This is a genomic window from Streptomyces sp. A5-4, assembly GCF_051131715.1.
GTDB lineage: Bacteria > Actinomycetota > Actinomycetes > Streptomycetales > Streptomycetaceae > Streptomyces.
Genome location: NZ_CP178591.1, coordinates 2413257 through 2437773 on the forward strand (window position 1 = coordinate 2413257; position 24517 = coordinate 2437773).

Consider the following 24517-nt stretch of genomic DNA (forward strand, 5'->3'; position numbering starts at 1 on the left):
AACCTTTGTGAGCTGGCAGGGTGACCATTCAGCGTACCCCGGTCACCGGCCGCCGAGATCCGCCCGCAGTTCCGGCCGGGACGCCCGGGCCCACACCTCGGGCAACTCCCGTTCCCTGATCGCCGCCTGTGCCTCCTCCTGGCCGTGCAGCAGGCCCCAGGTGAACGCCGTCTCGCCCGCCGCGTGGGCCTGGATCGCCAGGGTGCGCAGGGCCTCGCGGGCGACCACGCTGTCCTGGTGGTCGCCGAGGACGCTCTGGACCGCCTTCAGGCGCTTGGCGAAGCGCTTCGCGGGCTTGCCCAGCACGGGCCTGGCCGCCTCGGCGGCGTAGCGGGCGCGTTTGGCGGCCTTGCGGGCGTCGTGCATCGCGGCGTCGCGTTCCCCGGTGCCCGGCGGGAGGGCGAGCGCGTGCTCCATGCGGGTGGACAGGCGGTCGTAGTCCTTGGTGATGGCCTTGGGGACGACCGTCGCGGCCGGCTGCGCCGCGGCCCGCAGCAGGGGCGGGTCCGCCAGCAGGGCGTCCAGGGCATTGAGCAGGTCGAGGTAGCGCCTGCTGTCGAGTACGGCGATGGTCTTGCGGCGCGATCCGGTGCGGCGGGCGACGGACCAGATCCGCAGCCGGCCGCGCACCGGGCCGAGGAGGAGAGTCCTGGGGAGGTCCGTGATGCGGGCCTGGAGGCGGTCGTTGAGCACCTCGTGGTCACGGTCGACGCCCAGCTCCCCCGCGAGCCACTTGAGTTCCCCGGCGATCGGATCGGTGACGGCCGGGTCGACGACCTTGCGGTAGCTGCGGAAGGCGCTGCGCAGACGGCGGGTGGCGACCCGCAGCTGGTGTACGGAGTCGGGCAGGTCGCGGCGGACCGCGGGGTCGTACGCGACGATCGCCTCGGCCTGTGCGCGCAGATACGCCAGCACGTGGTCGCCCGCGGTGTCCGCACCGGGAGTCTTCGCCGCCCTCCTGCCCCTGCCCTGCTTCTTCGGGGTGTGCGGCGCCTGCTTCCGGCCTGCCTCCGGCGCCTCCTGCGGCGGGGCCGTGTCCTCCAGCGCCCTGGCCAGCTTCGAGGCCGAGGACGCGGGCCTGACCCCGGCCTTGCGCAGCCGCTTCTCCACGACGTCGAGGAAGGCCGGGCCGACGCCGTCGGCGAGCTCGACCTCGATCTCGGTCCAGTTGGCGGTCGCCGCCCCGGCGTCCAGGCGTTGCGCGGTGACCGCGTCGATGCTGACCTCGGCCAGCGGTTTCCCGGCCGCGTCGACGAGGTGGCACAGCTCGCGCGAGGAGAGCAGCCGGACGGCCGGGACCAGTGGCGCGTCGCGGATCCGGGAGCGTACGAGACCGGTCAGGGCGTGCGGCAGATCGGGGCCGAGCGGCGCGTGGATCTCGTCGCGGACGTCCGGCGAGACGGGCAGCTTGAGGTGCCAGCCCTCGTCGCTTCCGCCCGTGCGGCGGCGCAGCGTGATCGCGTTCGCGGCCAGCCGCAGATCGGGGGTGTCGTAGTAGACGGCGTCGAGCTCCGCGACGCCCCGGTCGACTACGGACGACACCCCGGCCACCTTGGTCAGGTCCGGCAGCCGGGTCTCGTCGGTGGCTTCGTACTTCCGCTCGATCTCGCGCTTTGTGTCCGCCATGAGTCGAATCTAGACGCGAAGGCGCTGTCCAGACAGATGGCCCGGGGCGCTCTATGCCGTTATGGGCCGCTGTACACGGATCGACTGGAGCAGTCCGATCGCGACCCACACCGCGAACATCGAGGATCCGCCGTAGGAGACGAACGGCAGGGGCAAGCCGGCGACGGGCATGATGCCGAGCGTCATGCCGATGTTCTCGAAGGACTGGAAGGCGAACCAGGCGATGATCCCGGCGGCGACGATCGTGCCGTACAGCTCGGTCGTCTCCCGGGCGATGCGGCAGGCGCGCCACAGCACCACGCCGAGGAGGACCAGGATCAGTCCGGCGCCGAGGAAGCCGAGCTCCTCGCCCGCGACGGTGAAGACGAAGTCGGTCTGCTGCTCGGGCACGAACTGGCCGGTGGTCTGGCTGCCCTTGAAGAGGCCGGTGCCGTGGAGGCCGCCGGAGCCGATCGCGATGCGCGCCTGGTTGGTGTTGTAGCCGACGCCCGCCGGGTCGAGCTCGGGGTTGGCGAAGGCGGCGAAGCGGTTGATCTGGTACTCGTCGAGCAGGCCGATCTGCCAGACCAGGACGGCGCCGAGGGCGCCGGTGCCGAGCAGGCCGAGGACCCAGCGGTTGGACGCGCCGGAGGCCAGCAGGACGCCGATGATGATCATCGCGATCACCATGACCGAGCCGAGGTCCGGCATCATCATGATGATGGCGATCGGGACGACGGCGAGACCCAGCGCCTTGACGACCGTGCGCTGGTCGGGGTGCGACTGGTCGCCCGCGTCGACGCGGGCCGCGAGCACCATCGCCATGCCGAGAATGATCGTGATCTTGGTGAACTCGGAGGGCTGCAGCGAGAATCCGCCGCCGAGCACGATCCACGCGTGCGCGCCGTTGACGGTCGCCCCGAGCGGGGTGAGCACCGCGAGGACGAGCAGAACGGACAGCCCGTAGAGGACGGGGACCGCGCCGCGCAGGGTGCGGTGTCCCAGCCAGATGGTGCCGATCATCAGGGCGAGACCGATACCGGTGTTGAGGGCGTGCCGGAAGAAGAAGTAGTACGGGTCGCCGTGGGTGAGCGCGTCACGGCCGCGGGTCGCCGACCAGACCAGCAGGGAGCCCACGAAGGAGAGCGCGAGGGCCGCGAGGAGCAGCGGCCAGTCGAGCCTGCGCAGCACGGAGTCGCGGGCGGCGAGCTTGGACCAGGGACCGCGTTCGGGGGCGTAGCGCTGGACCGAGAAGCGCTGGGTGGAGCCGGTCATCAGTCGCGCCTGCCGATCGCGATCTGCTCGCCGTCGATGGGGATCTCGGGCTTCTCGGGCACGTACGGCTTGATCTTCGGGGCGTCGATGGAGCCGTCCGTCTCGATCTTGGGGAGGGCCTGCTGCGGCTTGGGCAGCAGCGCCTTTTTGATGTTCTGCTTGCCGTCGGGCGTCAGCCCGTACATCGCTTCGTAGATCTTGCGCACGGCCGGGCCCGATGCGCCGGAGCCGGTGCCGCCCTGGGAGATCGTCATGATGATGGTGTAGTCCTCGGTGTACGAGGCGAACCATGAGGTCGTCTGCTTGCCGTAGACCTCGGCCGTACCCGTCTTGGCGTGCATCGGGATCTTCTTCTGCGGCCATCCCTGGAAGCGCCAGGCGGCCGAGCCGCGGCTGGCGACGCCTGCGAGGGCATCGTTTATCGACGCCTGGGTGTTCGCGCTCATCGGGAGCCTGCCCTGCGCCTTGGGCTTGATCTCATCGGTGCGCTTGCCGTCGGCGCTGATGACGGCCTTGCCGATGCTGGGCTCGTACATGGTGCCGCCGTTGGAGATGGCGCTGTAGATCTTGGCCATCTGGATCGGTGTGACGAGGGTGTCGCCCTGGCCGATCGAGTAGTTCACGGAGTCACCGGCGCGCATCTTGTTGCCTTCGAGGCAGTTCTCGAAGGCGATCTGCTCGACGTAGTCGCCGTTCTTCTTGCCCTGCTTGCACCAGGAGTCCTTGTTGGCCTCCCAGAAGCTCTGCTTCCACTGGCGGTCGGGGACGCGGCCGGGGACCTCGTTGGGGAGGTCGACGCCGGTCTCCTTGCCGAGGCCGAACTGGCGGGCGGTCTTGTAGAACCAGTCGCCGGTGTTCTTCGTCGGCTTGATGCCGCCGTCCTTCTGCCACTCCTTGTGCGCGATGCCGTAGAAGACGGTGTCGCACGAGACTTCAAGGGCCCGGCCCAGGTCGATGCTGCCGTAGCCCTTGGACTCGAAGTTCTTGAAGACCTGGTTGCCGATGGAGTACGAGGCGGGGCACGGGTAGTTGCCGTGGAAGTCGTATCCGGCGTTGACCGCGGCGGCCGACGAGATGACCTTGAAGATCGAGCCGGGTGCGGCCTGCCCCTGGATCGCGCGGTTCAGCAGCGGGTAGTTGGACCCCTTGCCGGTGAGCTTCGCGTAGTCCTTGCCGGAGATGCCACCGACCCAGGCGTTGGGGTCGTACGTCGGCTGGGAGGCCATCGAGACGACCCGGCCGGTCTTGGACTCCATGACGACGACGGCGCCGGCGTCCGCCTTGTAGTTCTCGTTGGTGTTCCTGTCGTTCTCCTTGCGCGCCGCCTTCATCGCCTCGTTGAGCTCGTACTCGGCGACGCCCTGCACACGCGCGTCGATCGAGGTGACGACGTTGGCGCCGGGCTGGGCCTCGTCGCTCTCGGCCTCGCCGATGACGCGGCCCAGGTTGTCCACCTCGTAGCGGGTGACGCCGGCCTTGCCGCGCAGCTCCTTGTCGTAAGTGCGCTCAAGGCCGGAGCGGCCGACCTGGTCGGAGCGCAGGTACGGGGAGTCGCTGTCCTGGGCCTTCTCGATCTCCACGTCGGTGACGGGAGAGAGATAGCCGAGGACCTGCGAGGTGGCGGCCTTGCCGGGCGCGGCGTAGCGGCGTACGGCGGTGGGCTCGGCGGTGATGCCGGGGAAGTCCTCGGCGCGCTCGCGGATCTGCAGGGCCTGCTGGGTGTTGGCCTCGTCGGTGACGGGGATCGGCTGATAGGGCGAGCCGTTCCAGCAGGGCTGCGGGGTCTTGGAGTCGCAGAGCCTGACCTTGTCGTGCACGTCCTTGGGCGCCATGTCCAGGACTTCGGCGAGACGGGTCAGCACGGCCTTGCCGTCGTCCTTCATCTTCATCAGCTCGGTGCGGCTGGCGGAGACGACGAGGCGGGTCTGGTTGTCGGCGATGGGCACGCCGCGCGAGTCGAGGATCGAGCCGCGCACGGCGGGCTGGACGACCTGCTGGACATGGTTGCTGGCGGCTTCGGCGGTGTACTCGTCGCCGTTGCGGATCTGGAGGTACCAGAGGCGTCCGCCGAGGGTCAGCAGGAGCGAGAAGACGAGTACCTGGATGATGACGAGCCGGATCTGGACCCTGGGGGTGCGCCCGGTCTCGGGGATATTGCTCATGCGGTCCGCCCACCGGTCGTCCGGGCGGGGACCCCGGAGCGCTCTCCCGGGAGATTCGGCCTCATGCGGTCCCCCCTCGGGTTGATCCGGGGCCCTGCCCCGGGGTGACGCGTCGTCACAGTCGCTTGACCCCCTTGATACGCCCGGCCTTCGCGGCCCGGGAGCGCGCGGCCTTCAGCCGCAGTCCCCCGCGCTGGTTGCCGATGCTCAGCCCGGTGCCCGAAGACATCCAGCCGGAGGCGACGTCGCTGCCGCCGCTCTGGGTGTCGGCGAGCGGGTCGTTCTCCGCGCGTCTCGCCAGGGCCATGATCAGCGGCACGACGAACGGGGCGAGCAGCAAGTCGTACAGCGCGGAGGTGAACAGCAGGCCGCCGATGCCCACGTGGCGGGCCGAGGTGTCACCGACGAGGGCTCCCACCCCGGCGTACAGCATGGTGGAGCCGAGGGCCGCGGCGACGACCACGACCATCGGTCCGGTGGCGGACCTGAGCTGGCCGCTCTCCGGCTTGGCGAGGCCCGCGAGGTAACCGATGAGGCACAGGACGAGCGCGTAGCGGCCCGCGGCGTGGTCGGCCGGCGGCGCCAGGTCCGCGAGGAGTCCCGCGCCGAATCCGATGAAGGCGCCGCTGACGTGCCCGTAGACGAAGGCCAGGCCGAGCACGACAAGAAGCATCAAGTCGGGTACGGCGCCGGGGAGTTGGAGCCTGGCGAGCACGGTGACCTGGACGACCAGGGCGACGATCACCAGGGTGGTGGAGAGCAGCATCCGGTTGAAGCGCACGAGGTTCAGCTCCTACTGGGTGCCGTTGACGGGGGGCGCCCCCGGGGTGACCGTGACGGTGACCGTGGGGGTGGGCTTGGGACCTGCGGGCTTGGGCGGCAGCACGGTGTCGCGCGGGTTCTCCCGCGGGGCCTCGACGACGACGCCGACGATGTCGAGCTTGGTGAAGCCGACGTACGGGCGGACGTAGAGGGTGCGGGTGAGGTCGCCGCCGGAGGGGTCGACGCGGATGACCTCGCCGACCGGGACGCCGGGCACGAAGGGCTTGGCCTTGCGGGAGCCGAAGGTGACGAGCCGGTCGCCCTTCTTGACCTTGGCCTTGCCGTTGAGCAGCTGGACGCTGAGCGAGCGGTCGCCCTGACCGGTGGCGAAGCCGATCTCGTTGCTCTTCTCCATACGGGTGCCGACGGTGAAGTCGGGGTCGTTGGCCAGGAGCACGGTCGCGGTGCTCGGGCCGACGGTCGTGACGCGGCCGACGAGTCCGTCGCCGTTGAGTACGGTCATGTCCCGCTTGAGGCCGTCGTTGCTGCCCGCGTCGATGGTGACGGTCCAGGAGAAGCCCTGGGCCGCTCCTATCGCGATGACCTCGGCGCCCTTGATGCCGTACTGCCCGGCGCCCGCTTTCTTGAGCATGCCGTCCAGCTCCCGGACGCGGCTGCGATTACGGTCGTCGCTGCCGAGTTTCTGCTTGAGTGCCGCGTTCTCGCGCTCCAGGGCGCTGATGCGGTTGTGCCGTTCCCCGGAGTCCCGAACGGCTCCTATGGCATTGCCGATCGGGTCGACCGCTGTGGCGACCCCGTTCTCCACCGGCCCGAAGACCGTGGCCGCGGCCTGTCTGGCACCGTCGACCGGCGACTGTTCACCACCGCGGATATCCACCGTAATCAGTGCGAATGCGATGGCGATCAGCAGCACCAGGAGCAGCCGGCTCTCTCGTGTGTCCCTCACGTGCGGCGGCCGTGCCTTCCTCGTCGGAATTCCCATGCCTGTATATCAACGATCCGCCGCACGAGGCGGCAGGCCTCGTGCGGCGGATTCTTTAAGCGATTCATCTACGGGGCTGAGCGTCCAGCACTTGCTGGAGCGCCTCGAACTCCTCGACGCACTTACCGGCCCCGAGGGCGACGGAGTCGAGCGGGTCCTCGGCGATGTGAATCGGCATGCCGGTCTCGCGGCGCAGCCGCTCGTCGAGGCCGCGCAGCAGGGCGCCGCCGCCGGTGAGGACGATGCCGCGGTCCATGACATCGCCGGACAGCTCCGGCGGGCACTTGTCGAGCGTCGTCTTGACCGCGTCGACGATGGCGTTGACCGGCTCCTCGATGGCCTTGCGCACCTCGGCGGCCGAGATGACCACGGTCTTGGGCAGACCGGAGACGAGGTCGCGGCCCCGGATCTCGGTGTGCTCGTCCTTGTCCAGGTCGAACGCGGACCCGATGGTGATCTTGATCTGTTCGGCGGTGCGCTCACCGAGGAGAAGCGAGTACTCCTTCTTGATGTGCTGGATGATCGAGCTGTCCAGCTCGTCGCCGGCGACCCGGATGGACTGGGCCGTAACGATTCCGCCGAGCGAGATGACGGCGACCTCGGTGGTGCCGCCACCGATGTCCACGACCATGTTGCCGGTGGCCTCGTGGACGGGCAGGCCGGAGCCGATGGCGGCGGCCATGGGCTCCTCGATGATGTGCACCTGACGGGCACCGGCCTGCGTGGATGCCTCGATGACGGCGCGCCGCTCGACACCTGTGATGCCGGAGGGCACACAGACGACGACCCGGGGGCGGGCCAGATAGCGGCGCTTGTGGATCTTCAGGATGAAGTAGCGGAGCATCCGCTCGGTGATCTCGAAGTCGGCGATCACGCCGTCCTTCAGTGGCCGGACGGCAACGATGTTGCCCGGTGTCCGGCCGATCATCTTCTTCGCCTCGGAACCTACCGCGAGGATGCCACCGGTGTTGGTGTTGATGGCGACGACGGAGGGTTCGTTGAGCACGATCCCGCGACCCCTGACGTACACCAGCGTGTTGGCAGTCCCGAGGTCGATAGCCATGTCACGGCCGATGAACGACATTGAGTTCCCCTTGTTCCCCATGAGGATGCGTCGGGCCTTCCCAAGTGGAGCGATGATGGCATTTGGTAGGCGAAAGAAGTGCTGTGGGCGTGGAGGCTTCCATCGTAGTGCCGCCTGCACGAACGCAGCGCGAGGGTCCTTCGCCATTGTGAGCGGAACACGTACCCGCCCCAGTAATGGTGACGTCGTGTCGGGGGGATGCGTTCCCTCCATCCTCCCGCATATACCGAAGGGCGACCGAATTACTTCGGTCGCCCCAGGCCACAGCTCTGAATGGCTGACGCTATGTCAGGAAATGCCGGGGAAGAAAAGCTTCAGCTCCCGCTCCGCGGACTCCTCGGAGTCCGAGGCGTGGATGAGGTTCTCCCGAACGATGGTCCCGAAGTCGCCACGGATGGAGCCACCCTGCGCCTGAATGGGGTCGGTGGGACCCGCCAACTGGCGCACACCCTCGATGACGCGCTCACCCTGGACGACGAGCGCCACGATCGGCCCCGAGGCCATGAACTCGACGAGCGGCTCGTAGAAAACCTTGCCCTTGTGCTCGCCGTAGTGCGACTCCAGGGTGTCCTGGTCGAGGCTGCGCATCTCCAGCGCGGTGATCGACCAGCCGGCCTTGCGCTCGATACGGCCGACAATCTCGCCGATCAGGCCGCGGCGAACCGCGTCCGGCTTGAGAAGGACGAGGGTGCGCTGGGTCATGTGCGGCTCCTTGCAGGGCATAGCGGATGCAATGCCCTGAGGCTACAAGGACACGCCGGAGGGGCAGCACCCGGACCGGCCCGCACGGCCACCGCCGGGGTTGCGCCCGGAACGCGCGAGGCCGGCCCGGACACCGCTGAGGCTGTGCCCGGACCCGCGAGGCAACTGAGGCCGAGCCTGGCCTGCCGGGGCCGGGCGCCCACCGCTGGGGCCACACGCCCGGCCTGCCGGGCCCGGCCCGGTCGCCGCTACTGAGGCTGCGCCTGGCCCTCGGGCTGCTCGGCCCGCGCCGCCCAGCGGGCCTTCGCCTCGTCGATCTGGCGGCCGTAGTGGATCGACGCCCACCACAGGCCCGCGAAGACCGCGCCCAGGAAGAACATCGTCGGGACCACGAAGCCGCTGACGATCAGCCCGATCTGGAGCGCCCAGCCGAGCTGGAGCCCGCCGGGGCGCGAGATCATGCCGCAGAGCAGCACGGACAGCAGCATCGCGATGCCGCACACCGTCCAGACCGCGGTCGTCGACAGGTCGTCCGACTTCATCGCGACCAGGCCCGCGAAGGCCACCACGAAGAACTCGCTGATCAGAGTGGAAGCGCAGAGCATACGCACAGGAAATCAGCCCTTCCCCAGGAGCAGCCGGGCTTCGCCGACCGTGATCACCGAACCGGTCACCAGGACGCCGCCGCCGGCGAACTCGCCGTCTTCCTCCACCAGAGTGAAGGCGGCTTCCAAGGCGTCGTCGAGGCGCGGCTCCACCTGCACGCGCTCGTCGCCGAATACCTCCACGGCCAGCGCCGCCAGCTCGTCCACGTCCATCGCGCGGTTCGCGGAGTTCCGGGTGACGACGATCTCCGCGAAGATCGGCTCGAAGGCCTCGAGTACGCCCCGTACGTCCTTGCCCTCGGTGGCGCCGACCACCCCGATCAGCCGGCTGAAGCTGAACGCCTCACCGACCGCCTGGGCAGCGGCCCTGGCCCCCGCCGGATTGTGCGCGGCGTCCAGGACGACCGTCGGGCCGCGCCGCACGACCTCAAGGCGGCCCGGTGACGTCACCGAGGCGAAGGCCTTGCGGATGGTCTCGATGTCGAGCGTGCGGGCCTTCTCGGCGCCGATGCCGAAGAACGCCTCGACCGCGGCCAGCGCCACCGCCGCGTTGTGCGCCTGGTGCGCGCCGTGCAGCGGCAGGAAGACCTCTTCGTACTCGCCGCCGAGGCCGCGCAGGGTGATCAGCTGGCCGCCGACCGCGACCTCGCGGGCGACGACGCCGAACTCCATGCCCTCGCGGGCGACCGTGGCGTCCACCTCGACGGCCTTCTTGAGCATGACCTGCGCGGCGTCCACCGGCTGCTGCGCCAGGATGACCGTGGCGCCCTGCTTGATGATCCCGGACTTCTCGACGGCGATCTCGCCGGGCGTGGAGCCCAGCCGGTCCGTGTGGTCCAGGTCGATGGGCGTGACGACGGCGACGGACGCGTCGATCACGTTGGTGGCGTCCCAGCTGCCGCCCATGCCGACCTCGACGACCGCCACGTCCACCGGGGCGTCGGCGAAGGCGGCGTACGCCATGCCCGTCAGCGCCTCGAAGAACGACAGCCGGTGCTCCTGCGAGCCGTCGGTCATCTCGATGTACGGAGCGATGTCCTGGTACGTCTCGATGAAGCGCTCGGCGTCGATGGGGGCGCCGTCCAGGCTGATGCGCTCGGTGATCGACTGCACGTGCGGGCTGGTGTAACGCCCGGTGCGCAGCTCGAAGGCGCTGAACAGGGCCTCGATCATGCGGGCCGTGCTGGTCTTGCCGTTGGTGCCGGTGATGTGGACCGACGGATAGGCGCGCTGGGGCTCGCCCAGGACGTCCATCAGTGCGGCCATCCGGACCAGCGACGGGTCGAGCTTGGTCTCCGGCCAGCGGCCGAGGAGCTCCTGCTCAATGGCTCGCAGCGCCTTGTCCACCTCCGGGTCCTGGGGGCGTCCTGGCACGTCCTCGCCCTGCGGCGCGCTGCCCTGCGTGCGCAGGGTGCGGCTGCCGGCCTCGATCACCGCCAGGTCGGGATCGCGGCTGGTCTCAGCCTGCGCGATCGCCTCGAAGGCGTCGTGGGCGTCGTCGGGGGCATCGCTGTCATCGTGCGGGGGGAGCTGACTCACGGGGCCAGTCTACGGAGCCCCGCCGACATCGCCGGTGACAGGACCTTGGACCCACTCTTCCGGGACCTTTGGCGTGGTGTGTCCGCAGAGGTGGGTGTAAGTCTGAGAGATCACGATCGGGAGGGTCTCAAGTGGGCGACACGGCCAAGGACATCGGCATCGACCTGGGGACGGCGAACACACTCGTGTACGCCCGCGGCAAGGGCATAGTCCTCAATGAGCCGTCCGTGGTGGCGATGAAGGCGGGCTCGGCCGTCGCACTGGCCGTCGGCACCGAGGCCAAGGAGACCATCGGCCGTACGCCCGGTTCGATCACGGCGATACGTCCACTGAAGGACGGCGTGATCAGCGACTACGAGGCCGCCGAGGAGATGATCCGGCACTTCGTGCGCAAGGCCGTTCCCGGCCGCAGGCCCCGTACCCGCATGGTCATCTGCGTACCGAGCGGCATCACACCCGTCGAGCGCCGTGCGATCGTGCACGCCGCCGATCGGGCGGGTGCCCGCGCGGTGCACCTCATCGAGGAGCCGATGGCCGCGGCGATCGGGGCCGGGCTGCCGGTGTCCGAGCCGCGCGGTTCCATGGTCGTCGACATCGGCGGCGGCACCACGGAGGTCGCCGTGATCTCGCTCGGCGGAATCGTCACGGCCCAGTCCCTGCGGGTCGGCGGCGACCGTCTGGACACCGCGATCTCGGACTACGTACGCAAGAAGCACGGCCTGTACATCGGTGAGCGGACGGCCGAGCACACCAAGATCTCCATCGGGTCCGCCTGGCCGGTGCCCGGCGGGACGACACGGGAGGAGAAAACCTTCACCGTGCGGGGCCGGGAGAAGGTCACCGGGCTGCCGCAGCTCCTGGAGCTGACGGCTCCCGAGGTCCGCGAGGCGCTCGACGAGCCGCTGGACGCGATCGTCGCGGCCGTGCGCGCCACCCTGGAGGCGTGCCCGCCCGAGCTGGCCGGCGATGTCATGGAGCACGGGATCGTGCTGACCGGTGGTGGCGCGCTGCTGCCGGGGCTCGATCTGCGGATCGCTTCGGCGACCGGGATCGCGGTGTACGTGGCGGACAACCCGCTGGACTGCGTGGCGCTCGGCTCCGGCAAGTGCGTGGAGGACTTCGACTCCCTCCAGAAGCTGCTCGCGGCCTGAGCGGCGGAGCGGCACGCGCGGCGGCCGGATCACGGCACGGCGCCGGGCACCCGCGCCGGATCACGGCACGGCGCCGGGCACCCGCGGATCAGCGGGCTCGGCACGGCGCCGGGCACCCCCGGCGCCGTGGCTCGGTGCGATCCCGCGCCCGTGCCGTGCGGGTGCTCAGAAGGCACCGGGCACGTGCGGTGTCGGGTTCCGGTGCGCGCCGCGGCCGGTCCGGGCGGGGCGGGGCGGGGTCCGGCTCAGGCGATCCCCGCCGGCAGGACGGCCACCACCTCGTACGTCCCGGCCCGGTGACCGGCCTCCAGCGTGCCGCCCATCGCCCGCACCCGCTCCTCCATCGAGAACGTCCCGGTGCCCGCCGAGACGGGCGCCCTGGCCGGCGCGGAGTCCGGCAGCGGGTTGCGGGCCTCGATGCGCAGCCGGCAGTCGTCGAGGGTGATGCGTACCCGCACGGTTTCGCCGGGTGCGTGCTTGGCCGCGTTCGTCAGGCACTCCTGGACCACCCGGTGGACCGCGGCCTGGCGCAGCGGTGACAGGCCGTACGCCGTCTCGGCGATCTCCAGCTCCACCGGGCTGCCCGCCTGCTCGCTCTCCGCGGCGAGGGCCGCGAGCCCGTCGAGCCCCGGGGTGGCGCCGCCCTCGCGGGCCCGGCGCACGATGATCTCGTTGAGGATGCGGTGCGCCTTGCGGGCGGTCTCGGACAGTTCGTCGAAGTCCTTATGGTGCGCCTCGCCGCGGGCCCGCACCGAGAGCACCTCGGCCCGCACGGTCAGCAGCGTCAGCTCACGGCCCACGAAGTCGTGCACGTCACGCGCGACCGAGGTGCGCTCCTGCTGGACGGCCTGCAGCGCGGTCGTGGTGGCCCGCTGGGCGGCCAGTTCCCGCACGAGATCCTGCCGGTACGCGGCGATGCCGACACCCGAGGCCAGCACCCCGATCGGCACCACCAGGCTGAGGAAGTCGCTCAGCGAATCGCCCCGGTACTCGGGCCGGCCCGGCAGATTGAACAGGGCGTACGACACGAGCACATATCCGACGGTGGCCAGGATCCCGGCCGCACGCCCCCGGTAGCGGCCGACGGAGTAGAGCGCGAACTGGACCAGGGTCAGCTCGTGCAGCCACCCCAGGAACAGCAGCGCCGCGAGGTACGGCACCCAGGGCGCCCGGCGCCGTACCAGCAGCGTCGCCGCGCCGATCGCGAGGACGACGGCCGCGTCCACGCCGGACAGCGAGTTGTCGGCCTTGGCGAGCCCCGGGATGTCGAGGCCCATCAGCGCGAAACAGCTCAGCACGGTGAGGACGTCGAAGGTGCGCGGCGAGACGGGGCGGTGCTCCAGCCAGCGACGGCCCACGGCCACCGCACGGCGTACCGGCGAGGTGGCGGGCGGTGCGTGCATGCCATCCATCATCCAAGGTCGCCCGACCCCTTCCGCAGGGCTTCGGGCACGAAATGAGTGATATGACGCACTGGCCGCGCAACGCCGAGGGGTCCCCGCGCAGCTGCGCGGGGACCCCTCGGTCGCGTACGTACGGCCCTACTTCTCCGGCAGCGCCGCCAGCTGCTCGGTGATGCGCACGATGTCCGCCTCGGCCTTGGCGAGCCGCCCGCGGATCTTGTCGACCACCTGGTCGGGGGCCTTGCCGAGGAAGGCCTCATTGCCGAGCTTCCCGTGGGCCTGGGCCTTCTCCTTCTCGGCCGCCGCGAGGTCCTTCGACAGGCGATTGCGCTCGGCCTCGACGTCGATCGTGCCGGACAGGTCGAGCGCGACCCTTGCCCCGGCGACCGGCAGCGACGCGGTGGCGTGGAAGTCCTCACCGGCGGGCTGGAGGCGCAGCAGCTGGCGGATGGCCGCCTCGTGCGGGGCCAGCGCCGTGCCGGTCAGGGTGAGCTCGGCCGGGACCTTCTGGCCGGGCTGCAGGCCCTGGTCGGAGCGGAAGCGGCGGACCTCGGTGACGACCTGCTGGACCAGCTCGATCTCCTGCTCGGCCGCGTGGTCGCGGAAGCCGGAGTCCGTGGGCCAGTCGGCGACGACGAGCGACTCCTTGCCGGTGAGCGTGGTCCACAGCGTTTCGGTGACGAACGGGACGACCGGGTGCAGGAGGCGCAGCGTGACGTCGAGGACCTCGCCCAGGACGCGCGCGGAGACCTTGGCCTCCTCGCCGCCCGCGAAGAACGTCGTCTTGGACAGCTCGACGTACCAGTCGAAGACCTCGTCCCAAGCGAAGTGGAAGAGCGAGTCCGAGAGCTTCGCGAACTGGTAGTCCTCGTAGTACGCGTCGACCTCGGCCACCGTCGCGTTGAGCCGCGACAGAATCCACCGGTCGGTCGCCGACTGCCGCTCGACCGGCGGCAGTTCGCCCTCGACGGTCGCGCCGTTCATCAGGGCGAAGCGCGTGGCGTTCCAGATCTTGTTGGCGAAGTTGCGGGATCCCTGGACCCAGTCCTCGCCGATCGGGACGTCGACGCCCGGGTTGGCGCCACGGGCGAGGGTGAAACGGACCGCGTCGGAGCCGTACTTGTCCATCCAGTCCAGCGGGTTGACCGCGTTGCCGAAGGACTTCGACATCTTCTTGCCGAACTGGTCGCGGACCATGCCGTGCAGGGCGATGGTGTGGAACGGCGGGGTGCCGTCCATCGCGTACAGGCCGAACATCATCATCCGGGCGACCCAGAAGAAGAGGATGTCGTAGCCGGTGACCAGGACCGAGTTCGGGTAGAACTTCTCGACGCTCGGGGTCTGTTCGGGCCAGCCCAGCGTGGAGAACGGCCACAGCCCGGAGGAGAACCAGGTGTCCAGGACATCCGTGTCCTGGTGCCATCCTTCGCCGGTGGGCGCCTCGTCGTCGGGGCCGACGCAGACGACCTCCCCGCCCGGCCCGTACCAGACCGGGATCCGGTGGCCCCACCAGAGCTGACGCGAGATGCACCAGTCGTGCAGGTTGTCGACCCAGCCGAAGTAGCGGGGCTCCATCTCCTTCGGGTGGATCTTGACCCGCCCGTCGCGGACCGCGTCGCCGGCCTCCTTCGCCAGCGGGGCGACCTTGACCCACCACTGCAGGGACAGCCGCGGCTCGATGGTCGTCTTGCAGCGGGAGCAGTGCCCGACGGAGTGGACGTACGGACGCTTCTCCGCGACGATCCGGCCTTCGGCGCGCAGCGCGGCGACGATGGCGCTCCGTGCCTCAAGGCGGTCGAGCCCCTGGAAGGGCCCGTGCGCGGTGATGACGGCGCGCTCGTCCATCACGGCCAGATTGGGCAGACCGTGGCGCTGGCCGATCTCGAAGTCGTTCGGGTCGTGGGCGGGCGTGACCTTGACGGCGCCGGTGCCGAACTCCGGGTCGACGTGCTCGTCGGCCACGACCGGGATACGGCGGCCGGTGAGCGGCAACTCGATCTCGGTACCGACGAGGTGCTTGTACCGCTCGTCGTCGGGGTGGACGGCGACAGCGGTGTCACCGAGCATCGTCTCGGCGCGGGTCGTCGCGACGACGATCTCGGCGTCCCCGGAGCCGTACCGGACGGAGACGAGCTCGCCGTCGTCCTCCTGGTACTCGACCTCGATGTCGGAGATGGCCGTCAGACAGCGCGGGCACCAGTTGATGATGCGCTCGGCGCGGTAGATCAGCTCGTCGTCGTACAGCTTCTTGAAGATGGTCTGGACGGCCTTGGACAGACCCTCGTCCATGGTGAAGCGCTCGCGCGACCAGGCGACGCCGTCACCGAGACGCTTCATCTGCCCGGAGATCTGGCCGCCGGACTCTTCCTTCCACTTCCAGACACGCTCGACGAACGCCTCGCGACCCAGGTCGTGGCGGGACTTGCCCTCCTTGGCGAGCTCGCGCTCGACGACGTTCTGGGTGGCGATGCCGGCGTGGTCCATGCCGGGCTGCCAGAGGGTCTCGTAGCCCTGCATGCGCTTGCGGCGGGTGAGGGCGTCGATCAGCGTGTGCTCGAAGGCGTGCCCCAGGTGGAGCGAGCCGGTGACGTTCGGCGGCGGGATGACGACGGTGAACGGCGGCTTGTCGCTCTGCGCGTCGGCTTCGAAGTAACCGCGCTCCACCCAGCGCTCGTACAGCTTCCCCTCTACCTCGGCCGGCGCGTACTGGGTCGGCAGTTCGGGGGCGGGGGCTGCGGGCTGTTGCGATGAGTTCTCGGTCACAGGCTCAGTTTACGGGCGTCACGACCCCGTACCGAAACCGGATTCCCGGTACCCGGCATGGGCCCCACCGCCGCATGATGTTGCAGGTTCCGTCAGGATGTTCGGAACGCGTAAACATCTGGAGGGGAACCCGGTAATGAGCTACAACCAGCCAGGCCCGTACGGCGGGCAGCCACAGCAGCCGGGCCCCTACGGCCAGCAGCCCCAGTACGGTGGCGGCCAGTTCCCGCCGCCCGCGCCGGCCGCGCCGAAGAAGAAGACGGGTCTGATCGTGGGCGTGGTGGTTGTGGCGCTCGCGGTAATCGGCGGGGGTGCCTACTTCCTGGTCGGTCCCGGCGGCTCGGGTGGCCTTGAGGACGACGGCCCCCACAAGCTGACGACTCCGGCGACGGTGCTCGGCGAGTACAAGCGCCTCAGCGGGGACTCCGTCGGCAAGACGCCGAATGCGGAGACCAAGCAGAAGTTCACCGACATGGGTGTCGAGGACGGCCACCCCGCCACCGGCATCTATTCGACGACGGACCTCACCAAGTTCGACCCCAAGAACCCCAGCTCGCTGGAGGACGCCAAGGACTCGAAGAGCCTGAATCTCTTCGGCGCCTGGGGCAAGATCAGCGACCCCGAGAAGGCCGTCGACGCGTACTTCGCCAACACGAAGCGCGAGGCCGAGAAGGAATCCGAGAAGACCAAGGTCACGCTGGTCGGCGAGCCCGAGGAGGTCTCCCCGGACGGCTTCGACGGCGGCATCATGAAGTGCCAGGCCATGGAGTCCAAGAACCCCACCACGGGACAGGCGCAGACCAGCTCCTTCTGCGCCTGGTCGGACTACAGCACGATGGGCGTCGTCGCTTCCAACAGTGCGGCGAAGCCCACCAGCACGGAGGAGGCGGCCAACATCACCGCCAAGCTCCGCACGGAGATCCGCGTCAAGCAGTAGCCGCGCGCGGACTCAACACGCAGGGGCGCCCGGCCAGTCGACCGGCCGGGCGCCCCTGCGTCGTTCATACCGCGCGTAACCGCTACGCGGACTTCTCGTGGCGCTCGCCCTTGCCCACGATCCGCGGGACCAGCGTCGGGTACACGTTGGAGCGGACCACTTCGGCCGTGATGACCACGCGGGCCACGTCCTTGCGGGACGGGACCTCGTACATCACCGACATCAGGACTTCCTCCATGATGGCGCGCAGACCGCGTGCGCCCGTCTGGCGGAGGATCGCCTGGTCAGCGATCGCTTCCAACGCCTCGTGCTCGAACTCCAGCTCCACGCCGTCGAGTTCGAAGAGCCGCTCGTACTGCTTGACCAGTGCGTTGCGCGGCTCGATGAGGATCTGGAGCAGCGCTTCGCGGTCCAGGTTGTGGACCGAGGTGAGGACCGGGAGGCGGCCGATGAACTCGGGGATCATCCCGAACTTCACCAGGTCCTCCGGCATGACCGCCTGGAACTGGTCGCTCGCCTCGATCTCCCGCTTGGAGCGGATCGTCGCACCGAAGCCGATGCCCTTGGCACCCGCCCGCGACTCGATGATCTTCTCCAGGCCGCTGAACGCGCCGCCCACGATGAAGAGCACGTTCGTCGTGTCGATCTGGATGAACTCCTGGTGCGGGTGCTTGCGTCCGCCCTGCGGGGGGACCGAAGCCGTCGTGCCTTCCAGGATCTTGAGCAGCGCCTGCTGGACGCCTTCGCCGGAGACGTCGCGCGTGATCGACGGGTTCTCGCTCTTGCGGGCGACCTTGTCGATCTCGTCGATGTAAATGATCCCGGTCTCGGCCTTCTTGACGTCGTAGTCGGCGGCCTGGATCAGCTTCAGCAGGATGTTCTCGACGTCCTCGCCGACATAGCCGGCCTCCGTCAGCGCCGTCGCGTCCGCGATGGCGAACGGGACGTTGAGCATCCGGGCCAGCGTCTGCGCCAACAGCGTCTTGCCGGAGCCCGTGGGGCCCAGCAGCAGGATGTTGGACTTGGCGAGCTCGATCGCGTCCTCACGCCCGGCCGCGCCGCCGTTCTCGCCGGCCTGGACGCGCTTGTAGTGGTTGTACACCGCCACCGAGAGGGCCTTCTTCGCGGGCTCCTGCCCGACGACGTAGCCCTCGAGGAACTCGTAGATCTCGCGTGGCTTGGGAAGCTCTTCCCAGCGCACTTCCGAGGTCTCGGCGAGCTCCTCCTCGATAATTTCGTTGCAGAGATCGATGCACTCGTCGCAGATGTACACACCGGGCCCTGCGATGAGCTTCTTCACCTGCTTCTGGCTCTTGCCGCAGAACGAGCACTTGAGCAGGTCGCCGCCATCACCGATGCGTGCCACGAGGTGCTTCCCCTTCGCCTGGGAGACGCCTGGTTCAGCGACTCCTGGTGCCTCATATCCGACGGTACCTTGCCCGGACCCCCGTACGGGCCCCCCTTGGCACGGTTCACATTGTCGTGGACGGTGCCAAGAGGTGGGGTACGTATCAGGCGGCCGCTTGGGCCGTCGTCTTACGGGTGGACACGATCTGGTCGATCAGACCATAGGCGAGAGCGCCGTCGGCCGTAAGGATCTTGTCGCGCTCGATGTCCTCGCTGATCTTCTCCAGCGGGGTGGTGGAGTGCCTCGCGAGCATCTCCTCCAGCTGAGCGCGCATCCGCAGGATCTCGTTGGCCGCGATCTCCAGGTCGGAGAGCTGCTCGCGGCCGGTCTGCGAGGACGGCTGGTGGATGAGGACGCGGGCGTGCGGCAGAGCCATCCGCTTGCCGGGCGTACCGGCGGCGAGCAGCACGGCCGCGGCGGAGGCCGCCTGGCCCATGCAGACCGTCTGGATGTCCGGCTTCACGAACTGCATCGTGTCGTAGATGGCCGTGAGGGCCGTGAACGAGCCGCCGGGGCTGTTGATGTAGATCGAGATGTCGCGGTCCGGGTCCATCGACTCCAGGCACAGCAGCTGCGCCATGACGTCGTTGGCGGAGGCGTCGTCGATCTGCACACCGAGGAAGATCACGCGCTCCTCGAAGAGCTTCGCGTACGGGTCGTACTCACGCGTGCCCTGCGAGGTGCGCTCGACGAAGCGCGGGACGATGTAGCGGTTGTCTACCTGGGGGCCCGTGTAGAGGCCGCTCGCGGAGTAGTCGTTCATGTGGGTGTTCACCATCCTGGTGGCGTTCGGTGGGCTGGGGAGGTTCGGCTGCCGGGACTCAGGCCCCGGTGCCGCCACCACCCGGAACACCCGAGGCGGAGGCCATGATGTCGTCGATGATGCCGTACGCCTTGGCCTCTTCGGCAGAGAACCAGCGGTCGCGGTCACCGTCGCGGATGATCGTCTCGATGCTCTGGCCGGAGTGCCGCGCGGTGATCTCGGCCATGCGCTTCTTCGTACGGAGAAGCTGCTCGGCCTGGATCTTGATGTCGGAGGCGGTGCCGCCGAGGCCCGCGGAGCCCTGGTGCATGAGGATGTCGGTGTTGGGAAGCGCGAAACGCTTACCGGCGGCGCCACCGGTGAGCAGGAACTGGCCCATCGAGGCCGCCATGCCCATACCGATCGTGACCACGTCGTTCGGGATGTACTGCATGGTGTCGTAGACGGCCATGCCTGCGGTCACCGAGCCACCGGGGCTGTTGATGTAGAGGTAGATGTCCTTGTCCGGTTCCGCGGCAAGGAGGAGCAGCTGCGCCGTGATCTTGTTGGCGATGTCATCGTCGACCTGCTGTCCGAGGAAGATGATGCGCTCACCGAGCAGTCGGCTGTAGACCTGGTCGCCGAGGCCACCACCGAAGGACGGCTCACCGGCGGCCTGGGGCATCAGATTCGTCACGTATCCACCTGCTCGTCTCTGACGGCTCCAGCCGTCTCAGCGTCTTCGTACCGGAAGGCGGGGACTCCCCCACGCTCCTCTTCATGGACCCTAACGCGCAGGTGGGACAACGCCATCCCGCTTCCCGAACTGTTCGCTCGGAGCGCAAGGTCCGGGCCCGTACCGGTGTACGACGACGGGCCCGGACGCGTGAAGCGTCCGGGCCCGTCGGCAGGAATCAGGCAGAGGCTCAGGCCTCGGTCTTGTCCTTGGACTCGGCGTCGCCGGCCTCAGCCGACGCGTCGGCCTGGTCGGTGTCGGAGGCCGCCTCGACCGCTTCCGCGGTCTCCTCGTCCTCGTCGTCGAGCTCGACGAGCTCACCGTTGGTGTCGGTGACCTTGGCGGCCTCGACCACCACGGCCAGCGCCTTGCCGCGGGCGACCTCGCCGACGAGCATCGGAACCTGGCCGCCTTCGACGACGGCCTGGGCGAACTGGTCGGGGCTCATGCCGGAGGTGGCCGCACGCCGCATGAGGTGCTCGGTGAGCTCCTCCTGGTTGACGTTCAGCTTCTCCTTGTTGACGAGCTCGTCAAGGATGAACTGGGTCTTGATGCCCTTGACGGCCTGCTCGGAGAGCTCGGCCTCGAACTCCTCGGCCGTCTTGCCCTGAATCTCGAGGTACTTCTCAAGGTTCAGGCCCATCTGGCCGAGCTGGTGGTTCTCCAGGTTGTGCTTACGGGTGTTGACCTCGTCCGCGAGAAGCTTCTCGGGGATCGGGACCTCCGCCAGCTTCAGCAGCTCGTCGAGGACGCGCTCCTGGGCCTGCGTGGCCTGGTCGTACTGCTTGGTGCTCTCGAGGCGCTTGCGGCTGTCGGCCTTGAGCTCGTCCAGTGTGTCGAACTCGCTCGCCATCTGCGCAAAGTCGTCATCCAGCTCGGGCAGCTCGCGAGCGGCGACCGCGGTGACCTTGACGGCGACCTCGGCCTCCTTGCCCTCGGCGGTGCCACCCTTGAGCTCGGAGGTGAAGGTGGCCTCGCCACCGGCCTCCAGGCCCGTCACGGCCTCGTCAATGCCTTCGAGAAGTTCGCCGGAACCGATGGTGTACGAGACACCCTCGGCGACGCCGTCATCAAGGACCTCGCCGTCGACCTTGGCCTCCAGGTCGAGCGTCACGACGTCGCCTTCGGCGGCGGCGCGCTCGACCGGGTTGGTGGAGGCGAAGCGCTCGCGCAGCTCCTCCACGGCCTTGTCGACGTCCTCGTCCTTGACCTCGATGGCGTCCACCTCGACCGCGATGCCGGAGTAGTCCGGGATCTCGATCGTCGGGCGGATGTCGACCTCGGCGGTGAAGGACAGCAGCTCGCCGTCCTTCAGCTCGGTGATGTCGACGTCGGGCTGGCCGAGAACGTTCAGCTCACCCTCGTTGACAGCCTCGGTGTAGAACTTCGGGAGGGCGTCGTTGACGGCCTCCTCCAGCACAGCTCCACGGCCGAACCGCTGGTCGATGACTCGGTTCGGGATCTTTCCCTTACGGAAGCCCTTCACCGTGACCTGCTGGTTGATCTTCTTGTACGCCGCGTCGAGGCTGTCCTTGAGCTCCTCGAAGGGCACCTCAATGCTGAGCCGAACCCGGGTCGGGTTCAGGGTCTCCACGGCGCTCTTCACGGTTCGGTCTCCTTGGGGCTGACTTCTGGATTTCTGCTGGGCCGCACGGTGGCGGCTTCGCCGATCGGGCCCGGCACATCAGACACACGGGCACGCAGCTTGCATAGTAACGGCAAGCGGGAGGAGTCCCACAATGCGATCTTGAACGTGATCGCACGGGGACCCGGCCGGCAACTCTGCTGGTAAAGGTGATGATGGTCGGGGTGGCCGGATTCGAACCGACGACCTTCCGCTCCCAAAGCGGACGCGCTACCAAGCTGCGCCACACCCCGTCGGTGCGACACGTAGGGTACATGCCCGCGGGCGGCGCGTCCGCCGCATTGTTCGCGGGCAGGCCCGCCGCCCCGCCCACCGCGATACGGGTGTGCGCCGAACGGCCGGAACCCGCTACGATGCTCTCCGTGCCGCGGTCACCGACCTGCGGCGCGACATGTGCGGGCGTAGCTCAATGGTAGAGCCCTAGTCTTCCAAACTAGCTACGCGGGTTCGATTCCCGTCGCCCGCTCCACATGACGAAGGCCCAGGTCAGCGGCGTAAATCCGCTTCCTGGGCCTTTGTCGTTTTACCGGCCGGGACCCGGAGATCAAGTCACCGGGTCCGGGACGGAGTTGGTCCGTGCGCCTTGCCAGCTCCGCGCTCAGAAGCTGATCTGGTTGATGGTGTCCGCTATCGAGTCGAGGAATCGACTGATGGACGGCGCCATGCCGGTGGACGCGAGGAAGAAGCCGAAGAGCACGGCCACCACCGCGGGCCCCGCCTTGATCGAGCCCCCGCGGATCAGCACCACCAGCACGATCGCCAACAGAAGCACCACAGACAGTGAGATGGCCACAACTGATCACACCCTTGGTCGGTCCGCCTTGCCGGCCCGGGAGCGCGCGACCCAGCACACACCCGCAAGCCTCCATCGTGCCACCAACTCACCACTGGTGGCTGCCGGGTGACGGAACGTGGGAGACCGGCCGGCGCCTCCGGTGCGCCCCGCCTGTACCCCGGCGCGGTCGCCGTACGCGCACAACGCCGAATTGAACGGTCCTGCGCGGAAGTTAATGGAGCTTGATCGTTTCATTACCCACACATGACGTTCGCAGGAAATTCGAATAACGGACGCACGGGTTCGGGGACGGTCGACAAAGGCGGAATGAGCCGGACATTTCACCCGAGTCACCCGTCGGCGGTATGCACCATTTAAGTGGGATGAGTTGGGTCATAATAGGGCGAAAATGTGACCTACGCCATTGTCCGTCATGGTCATGTCGACCTCTTCCCCAATGGGGTACACGCACAAATAGCAGAAGGGTGAGAACGGGGTTTTACGAAATCGATCCGCCAAGGCTAGGGTGCCTCAGATGTTTCACGCTCCGCACGGATATCAGCGGGCCCCGCTCCCCCCGGCCCGGGAGTTGGAGCCCGAAGCCCCCCTTGCACGGACCGCCGCGGCCACCTCGCGGTCCGGGGCCGAAGCAGTACCCACGCCCTCCCCCAAGGGCGCCCCCACCGCGAAGCACCGCGACGCGTTCTTCGACAACGCCAAGTACCTGGCCATCGTGTTCGTCGCGGTGGCGCACGCGTGGGAACCGGTGATGGACGGCAGCCGCACCACCAGGGCGATCTACATGGTGGTCTACAGCTTCCACATGCCGGCCTTCATCATCATTTCCGGCTACTTCTCGCGCAGCTTCGACCTGAGCCGCAAGAAACTCCAGAGACTCGTCACGGGCGTCGCCGTCCCGTATGTGCTCTTCGAGACCGCCTACGCCTTCTTCAAGCGGTGGGCCGACAACGATCCCGGTCACCCGATCAGCCTGCTCGACCCCTGGTATCTGACCTGGTTCCTGATCGCACTGTTCATCTGGCGGCTGACCACCCCGCTGTGGCAGGCGCTGCGCCACCCGATGCCGGTCGCTCTCGGCCTCGCCGTCCTCGCCTCCGTCACCCCCAACATCGGCGACGCCCTCAACCTCCAGCGCGTACTGCAGTTCCTGCCGTTCTTCGTACTGGGGCTGATGCTGAAGCCCGAGCACTGGCAGATGGTGCGGCGCCGCGAGGTCAGGCTGCTGGCCCTGCCGGTCGTCCTGGGCGCGCTGCTCTTCGCGTACTGGGTCGCCCCTCGCCTGCGGCTCGGGTGGTTCTACCACAGCAGTTCCGCCCAGGAGACCGGCGCTCCGTGGTGGGCCGGGGTCGTCATGGCCTTCGCGCTCTTCGGCTGCTCGCTCGTCCTCACCGCCTGCTTCCTGGCGTGGGTGCCCGGCCGCACGATGTGGTTCACGGTGCTGGGCGCCGGCACCCTCGGCGGTTATCTGCTGCACGGCTTCCTGGTGAAGGGCGCCGGTTACGCGGGCTGGTTCGAGACGTACACCTGGCTGTCGACGCCACTCGGCGAGATCTTCGTGACGGTGGTGTTCGCCGTGGCGGTCACCCTGTTCTGCACGCCGCCGGTGCGGCGGCTCTTCCGGTTCGCGCTGGAGCCCAAAATGGACTGGGCGTTCCGCCGCGACGCGGGCGAGGCCGCGCGCAAGCGGGAGAGCGAGCAACAGCCCGAGCGGGAGCGGCAGCTCGTCAGCTCCTCCTCCTAGGTCCGGAAACAGCCTGGGAGAGGCCGAGGAGGCGGCGTACCTCCGTGTATTTGAGCGTGAGCCGGGCCCTGGTCACCTCGTCGAGTACGGCGAGGCGACCGGGGTCCGCGTTGTGTGCGAGGTCCGCCTCCTTGACCAGCAGTGCGCCCGGTGTCGCCAGGATGCGGGCGGTGTACGCCGCCCCGTCCTCCCCCGGGCGCTTGGTGACGGCCAGCACCATGTCCTTGACGGAGCGCGGCAGTTCGGCGTTCTCCAGCCACTCGGGGGACAGCGCGTCGTCCTCCACCGCGTCGTGCAGCCAGGCCGCCGCGATCTGCTGTTGGGTGCCACCCGCGGCGCGTACCCCTTCGGCGACGGCCTGGAGGTGCTCCACGTACGGGCGTCCCGCCTTGTCGGTCTGTGTGGCGTGCGCGTCGCGGGCGACGGCCTCCACCTCGGCCAGGGTCAGATAGGTCATG

Annotated in this window: 20 protein-coding genes and 2 tRNA genes; 4 read left to right on the top strand and 18 right to left on the bottom strand. The window is 68.8% G+C overall.

Annotation, left to right across the window (positions count from 1 at the left end; translation table 11 throughout):
- Positions 1 to 42 precede the first annotated feature (42 nt).
- From ACLLJJ_RS11080 to folC, 9 genes are all read right to left on the bottom strand, one after another.
- Positions 43 to 1626 (bottom strand): CHAD domain-containing protein, encoded by a 1584-nt coding sequence (locus tag ACLLJJ_RS11080; protein ID WP_434589425.1) that lies wholly within the window; start codon positions 1624 to 1626, stop codon positions 43 to 45.
- A 51-nt stretch (positions 1627 to 1677) separates the two neighbouring features.
- Positions 1678 to 2880: a rod shape-determining protein RodA gene (gene rodA, locus ACLLJJ_RS11085; protein ID WP_434589427.1), complete on the bottom strand. Its 1203-nt coding sequence runs from the start codon at positions 2878 to 2880 to the stop codon at positions 1678 to 1680.
- Positions 2880 to 5042 carry a penicillin-binding protein 2 gene (mrdA, locus tag ACLLJJ_RS11090; protein WP_434589428.1) on the bottom strand — a complete coding sequence of 721 codons (2163 nt, stop codon included), beginning with the start codon at positions 5040 to 5042 and terminating at the stop codon, positions 2880 to 2882. The genes rodA and mrdA overlap by 1 nt, the downstream gene beginning before the upstream one ends.
- Before the next feature lie 115 nt (positions 5043 to 5157).
- The gene (gene mreD / locus ACLLJJ_RS11095; protein ID WP_434589430.1) at positions 5158 to 5823 is read right to left on the bottom strand and encodes a rod shape-determining protein MreD; all 666 of its coding nucleotides are present in this window, start codon (positions 5821 to 5823) and stop codon (positions 5158 to 5160) included.
- A 12-nt stretch (positions 5824 to 5835) separates the two neighbouring features.
- Positions 5836 to 6771, bottom strand: coding sequence for a rod shape-determining protein MreC (gene mreC / locus ACLLJJ_RS11100; protein WP_434589432.1), 936 nt, complete (start codon positions 6769 to 6771; stop codon positions 5836 to 5838).
- Between the two features lie 100 nt (positions 6772 to 6871).
- Positions 6872 to 7891, bottom strand: coding sequence for a rod shape-determining protein (locus ACLLJJ_RS11105; protein ID WP_283519406.1), 1020 nt, complete (start codon positions 7889 to 7891; stop codon positions 6872 to 6874).
- A gap of 288 nt (positions 7892 to 8179) precedes the next feature.
- Positions 8180 to 8593 (bottom strand): nucleoside-diphosphate kinase, encoded by a 414-nt coding sequence (gene ndk / locus ACLLJJ_RS11110; protein ID WP_347118259.1) that lies wholly within the window; start codon positions 8591 to 8593, stop codon positions 8180 to 8182.
- Positions 8594 to 8841: 248 nt separating this feature from the next.
- A complete protein-coding gene (locus tag ACLLJJ_RS11115; RefSeq protein WP_434589434.1) occupies positions 8842 to 9204 on the bottom strand; it encodes a DUF4233 domain-containing protein in 363 nt (120 codons plus the stop codon).
- A gap of 6 nt (positions 9205 to 9210) precedes the next feature.
- A complete protein-coding gene (folC, locus tag ACLLJJ_RS11120; protein WP_434589436.1) occupies positions 9211 to 10737 on the bottom strand; it encodes a bifunctional tetrahydrofolate synthase/dihydrofolate synthase in 1527 nt (508 codons plus the stop codon).
- A 131-nt stretch (positions 10738 to 10868) separates the two neighbouring features.
- Between folC and ACLLJJ_RS11125 the strand changes: the two genes are divergently transcribed.
- The gene (locus ACLLJJ_RS11125; RefSeq protein ID WP_434589438.1) at positions 10869 to 11888 is read left to right on the top strand and encodes a rod shape-determining protein; all 1020 of its coding nucleotides are present in this window, start codon (positions 10869 to 10871) and stop codon (positions 11886 to 11888) included.
- Between the two features lie 245 nt (positions 11889 to 12133).
- Here the strand turns inward: ACLLJJ_RS11125 and ACLLJJ_RS11130 are convergent, their stop codons facing one another.
- Positions 12134 to 13291: a sensor histidine kinase gene (locus ACLLJJ_RS11130; protein WP_434589440.1), complete on the bottom strand. Its 1158-nt coding sequence runs from the start codon at positions 13289 to 13291 to the stop codon at positions 12134 to 12136.
- Between the two features lie 138 nt (positions 13292 to 13429).
- Positions 13430 to 16054: a valine--tRNA ligase gene (locus ACLLJJ_RS11135; RefSeq protein ID WP_434589442.1), complete on the bottom strand. Its 2625-nt coding sequence runs from the start codon at positions 16052 to 16054 to the stop codon at positions 13430 to 13432.
- Between the two features lie 136 nt (positions 16055 to 16190).
- On the opposite strand from ACLLJJ_RS11135, the gene ACLLJJ_RS11140 reads away from it, so the two are divergent.
- Positions 16191 to 16991: a hypothetical protein gene (locus ACLLJJ_RS11140; protein WP_434589444.1), complete on the top strand. Its 801-nt coding sequence runs from the start codon at positions 16191 to 16193 to the stop codon at positions 16989 to 16991.
- An 82-nt stretch (positions 16992 to 17073) separates the two neighbouring features.
- Here the strand turns inward: ACLLJJ_RS11140 and clpX are convergent, their stop codons facing one another.
- The 5 genes from clpX to ACLLJJ_RS11165 form a co-directional block, all read right to left on the bottom strand.
- Positions 17074 to 18357, bottom strand: a complete 1284-nt coding sequence (clpX, locus tag ACLLJJ_RS11145; protein ID WP_283519414.1) for an ATP-dependent Clp protease ATP-binding subunit ClpX — start codon at positions 18355 to 18357, stop codon at positions 17074 to 17076.
- 145 nt (positions 18358 to 18502) lie between these two features.
- Positions 18503 to 19177, bottom strand: coding sequence for an ATP-dependent Clp protease proteolytic subunit (locus ACLLJJ_RS11150; RefSeq protein WP_347118253.1), 675 nt, complete (start codon positions 19175 to 19177; stop codon positions 18503 to 18505).
- Between the two features lie 43 nt (positions 19178 to 19220).
- Positions 19221 to 19826 (bottom strand): ATP-dependent Clp protease proteolytic subunit, encoded by a 606-nt coding sequence (locus ACLLJJ_RS11155; protein WP_434600375.1) that lies wholly within the window; start codon positions 19824 to 19826, stop codon positions 19221 to 19223.
- 241 nt (positions 19827 to 20067) lie between these two features.
- Positions 20068 to 21483, bottom strand: coding sequence for a trigger factor (tig, locus tag ACLLJJ_RS11160; protein ID WP_434589446.1), 1416 nt, complete (start codon positions 21481 to 21483; stop codon positions 20068 to 20070).
- Between the two features lie 195 nt (positions 21484 to 21678).
- A tRNA-Pro gene (locus ACLLJJ_RS11165) sits at positions 21679 to 21755 on the bottom strand.
- A 162-nt stretch (positions 21756 to 21917) separates the two neighbouring features.
- On the opposite strand from ACLLJJ_RS11165, the gene ACLLJJ_RS11170 reads away from it, so the two are divergent.
- Positions 21918 to 21991: transfer RNA gene (locus ACLLJJ_RS11170), tRNA-Gly, on the top strand.
- Positions 21992 to 22120: 129 nt separating this feature from the next.
- Here ACLLJJ_RS11170 and ACLLJJ_RS11175 read toward each other — a convergent pair.
- Positions 22121 to 22315: a hypothetical protein gene (locus tag ACLLJJ_RS11175; protein ID WP_434589448.1), complete on the bottom strand. Its 195-nt coding sequence runs from the start codon at positions 22313 to 22315 to the stop codon at positions 22121 to 22123.
- A gap of 517 nt (positions 22316 to 22832) precedes the next feature.
- On the opposite strand from ACLLJJ_RS11175, the gene ACLLJJ_RS11180 reads away from it, so the two are divergent.
- Positions 22833 to 24059 carry an acyltransferase family protein gene (locus ACLLJJ_RS11180; protein WP_434589450.1) on the top strand — a complete coding sequence of 409 codons (1227 nt, stop codon included), beginning with the start codon at positions 22833 to 22835 and terminating at the stop codon, positions 24057 to 24059.
- On the opposite strand, the gene ACLLJJ_RS11185 is transcribed toward ACLLJJ_RS11180, so the two are convergent.
- Positions 24043 to 24516, bottom strand: coding sequence for an HD domain-containing protein (locus tag ACLLJJ_RS11185; protein ID WP_434589452.1), 474 nt, complete (start codon positions 24514 to 24516; stop codon positions 24043 to 24045). The two genes, ACLLJJ_RS11180 and ACLLJJ_RS11185, sit on opposite strands and share 17 nt — an antisense overlap.
- Position 24517 lies beyond the last annotated feature (1 nt).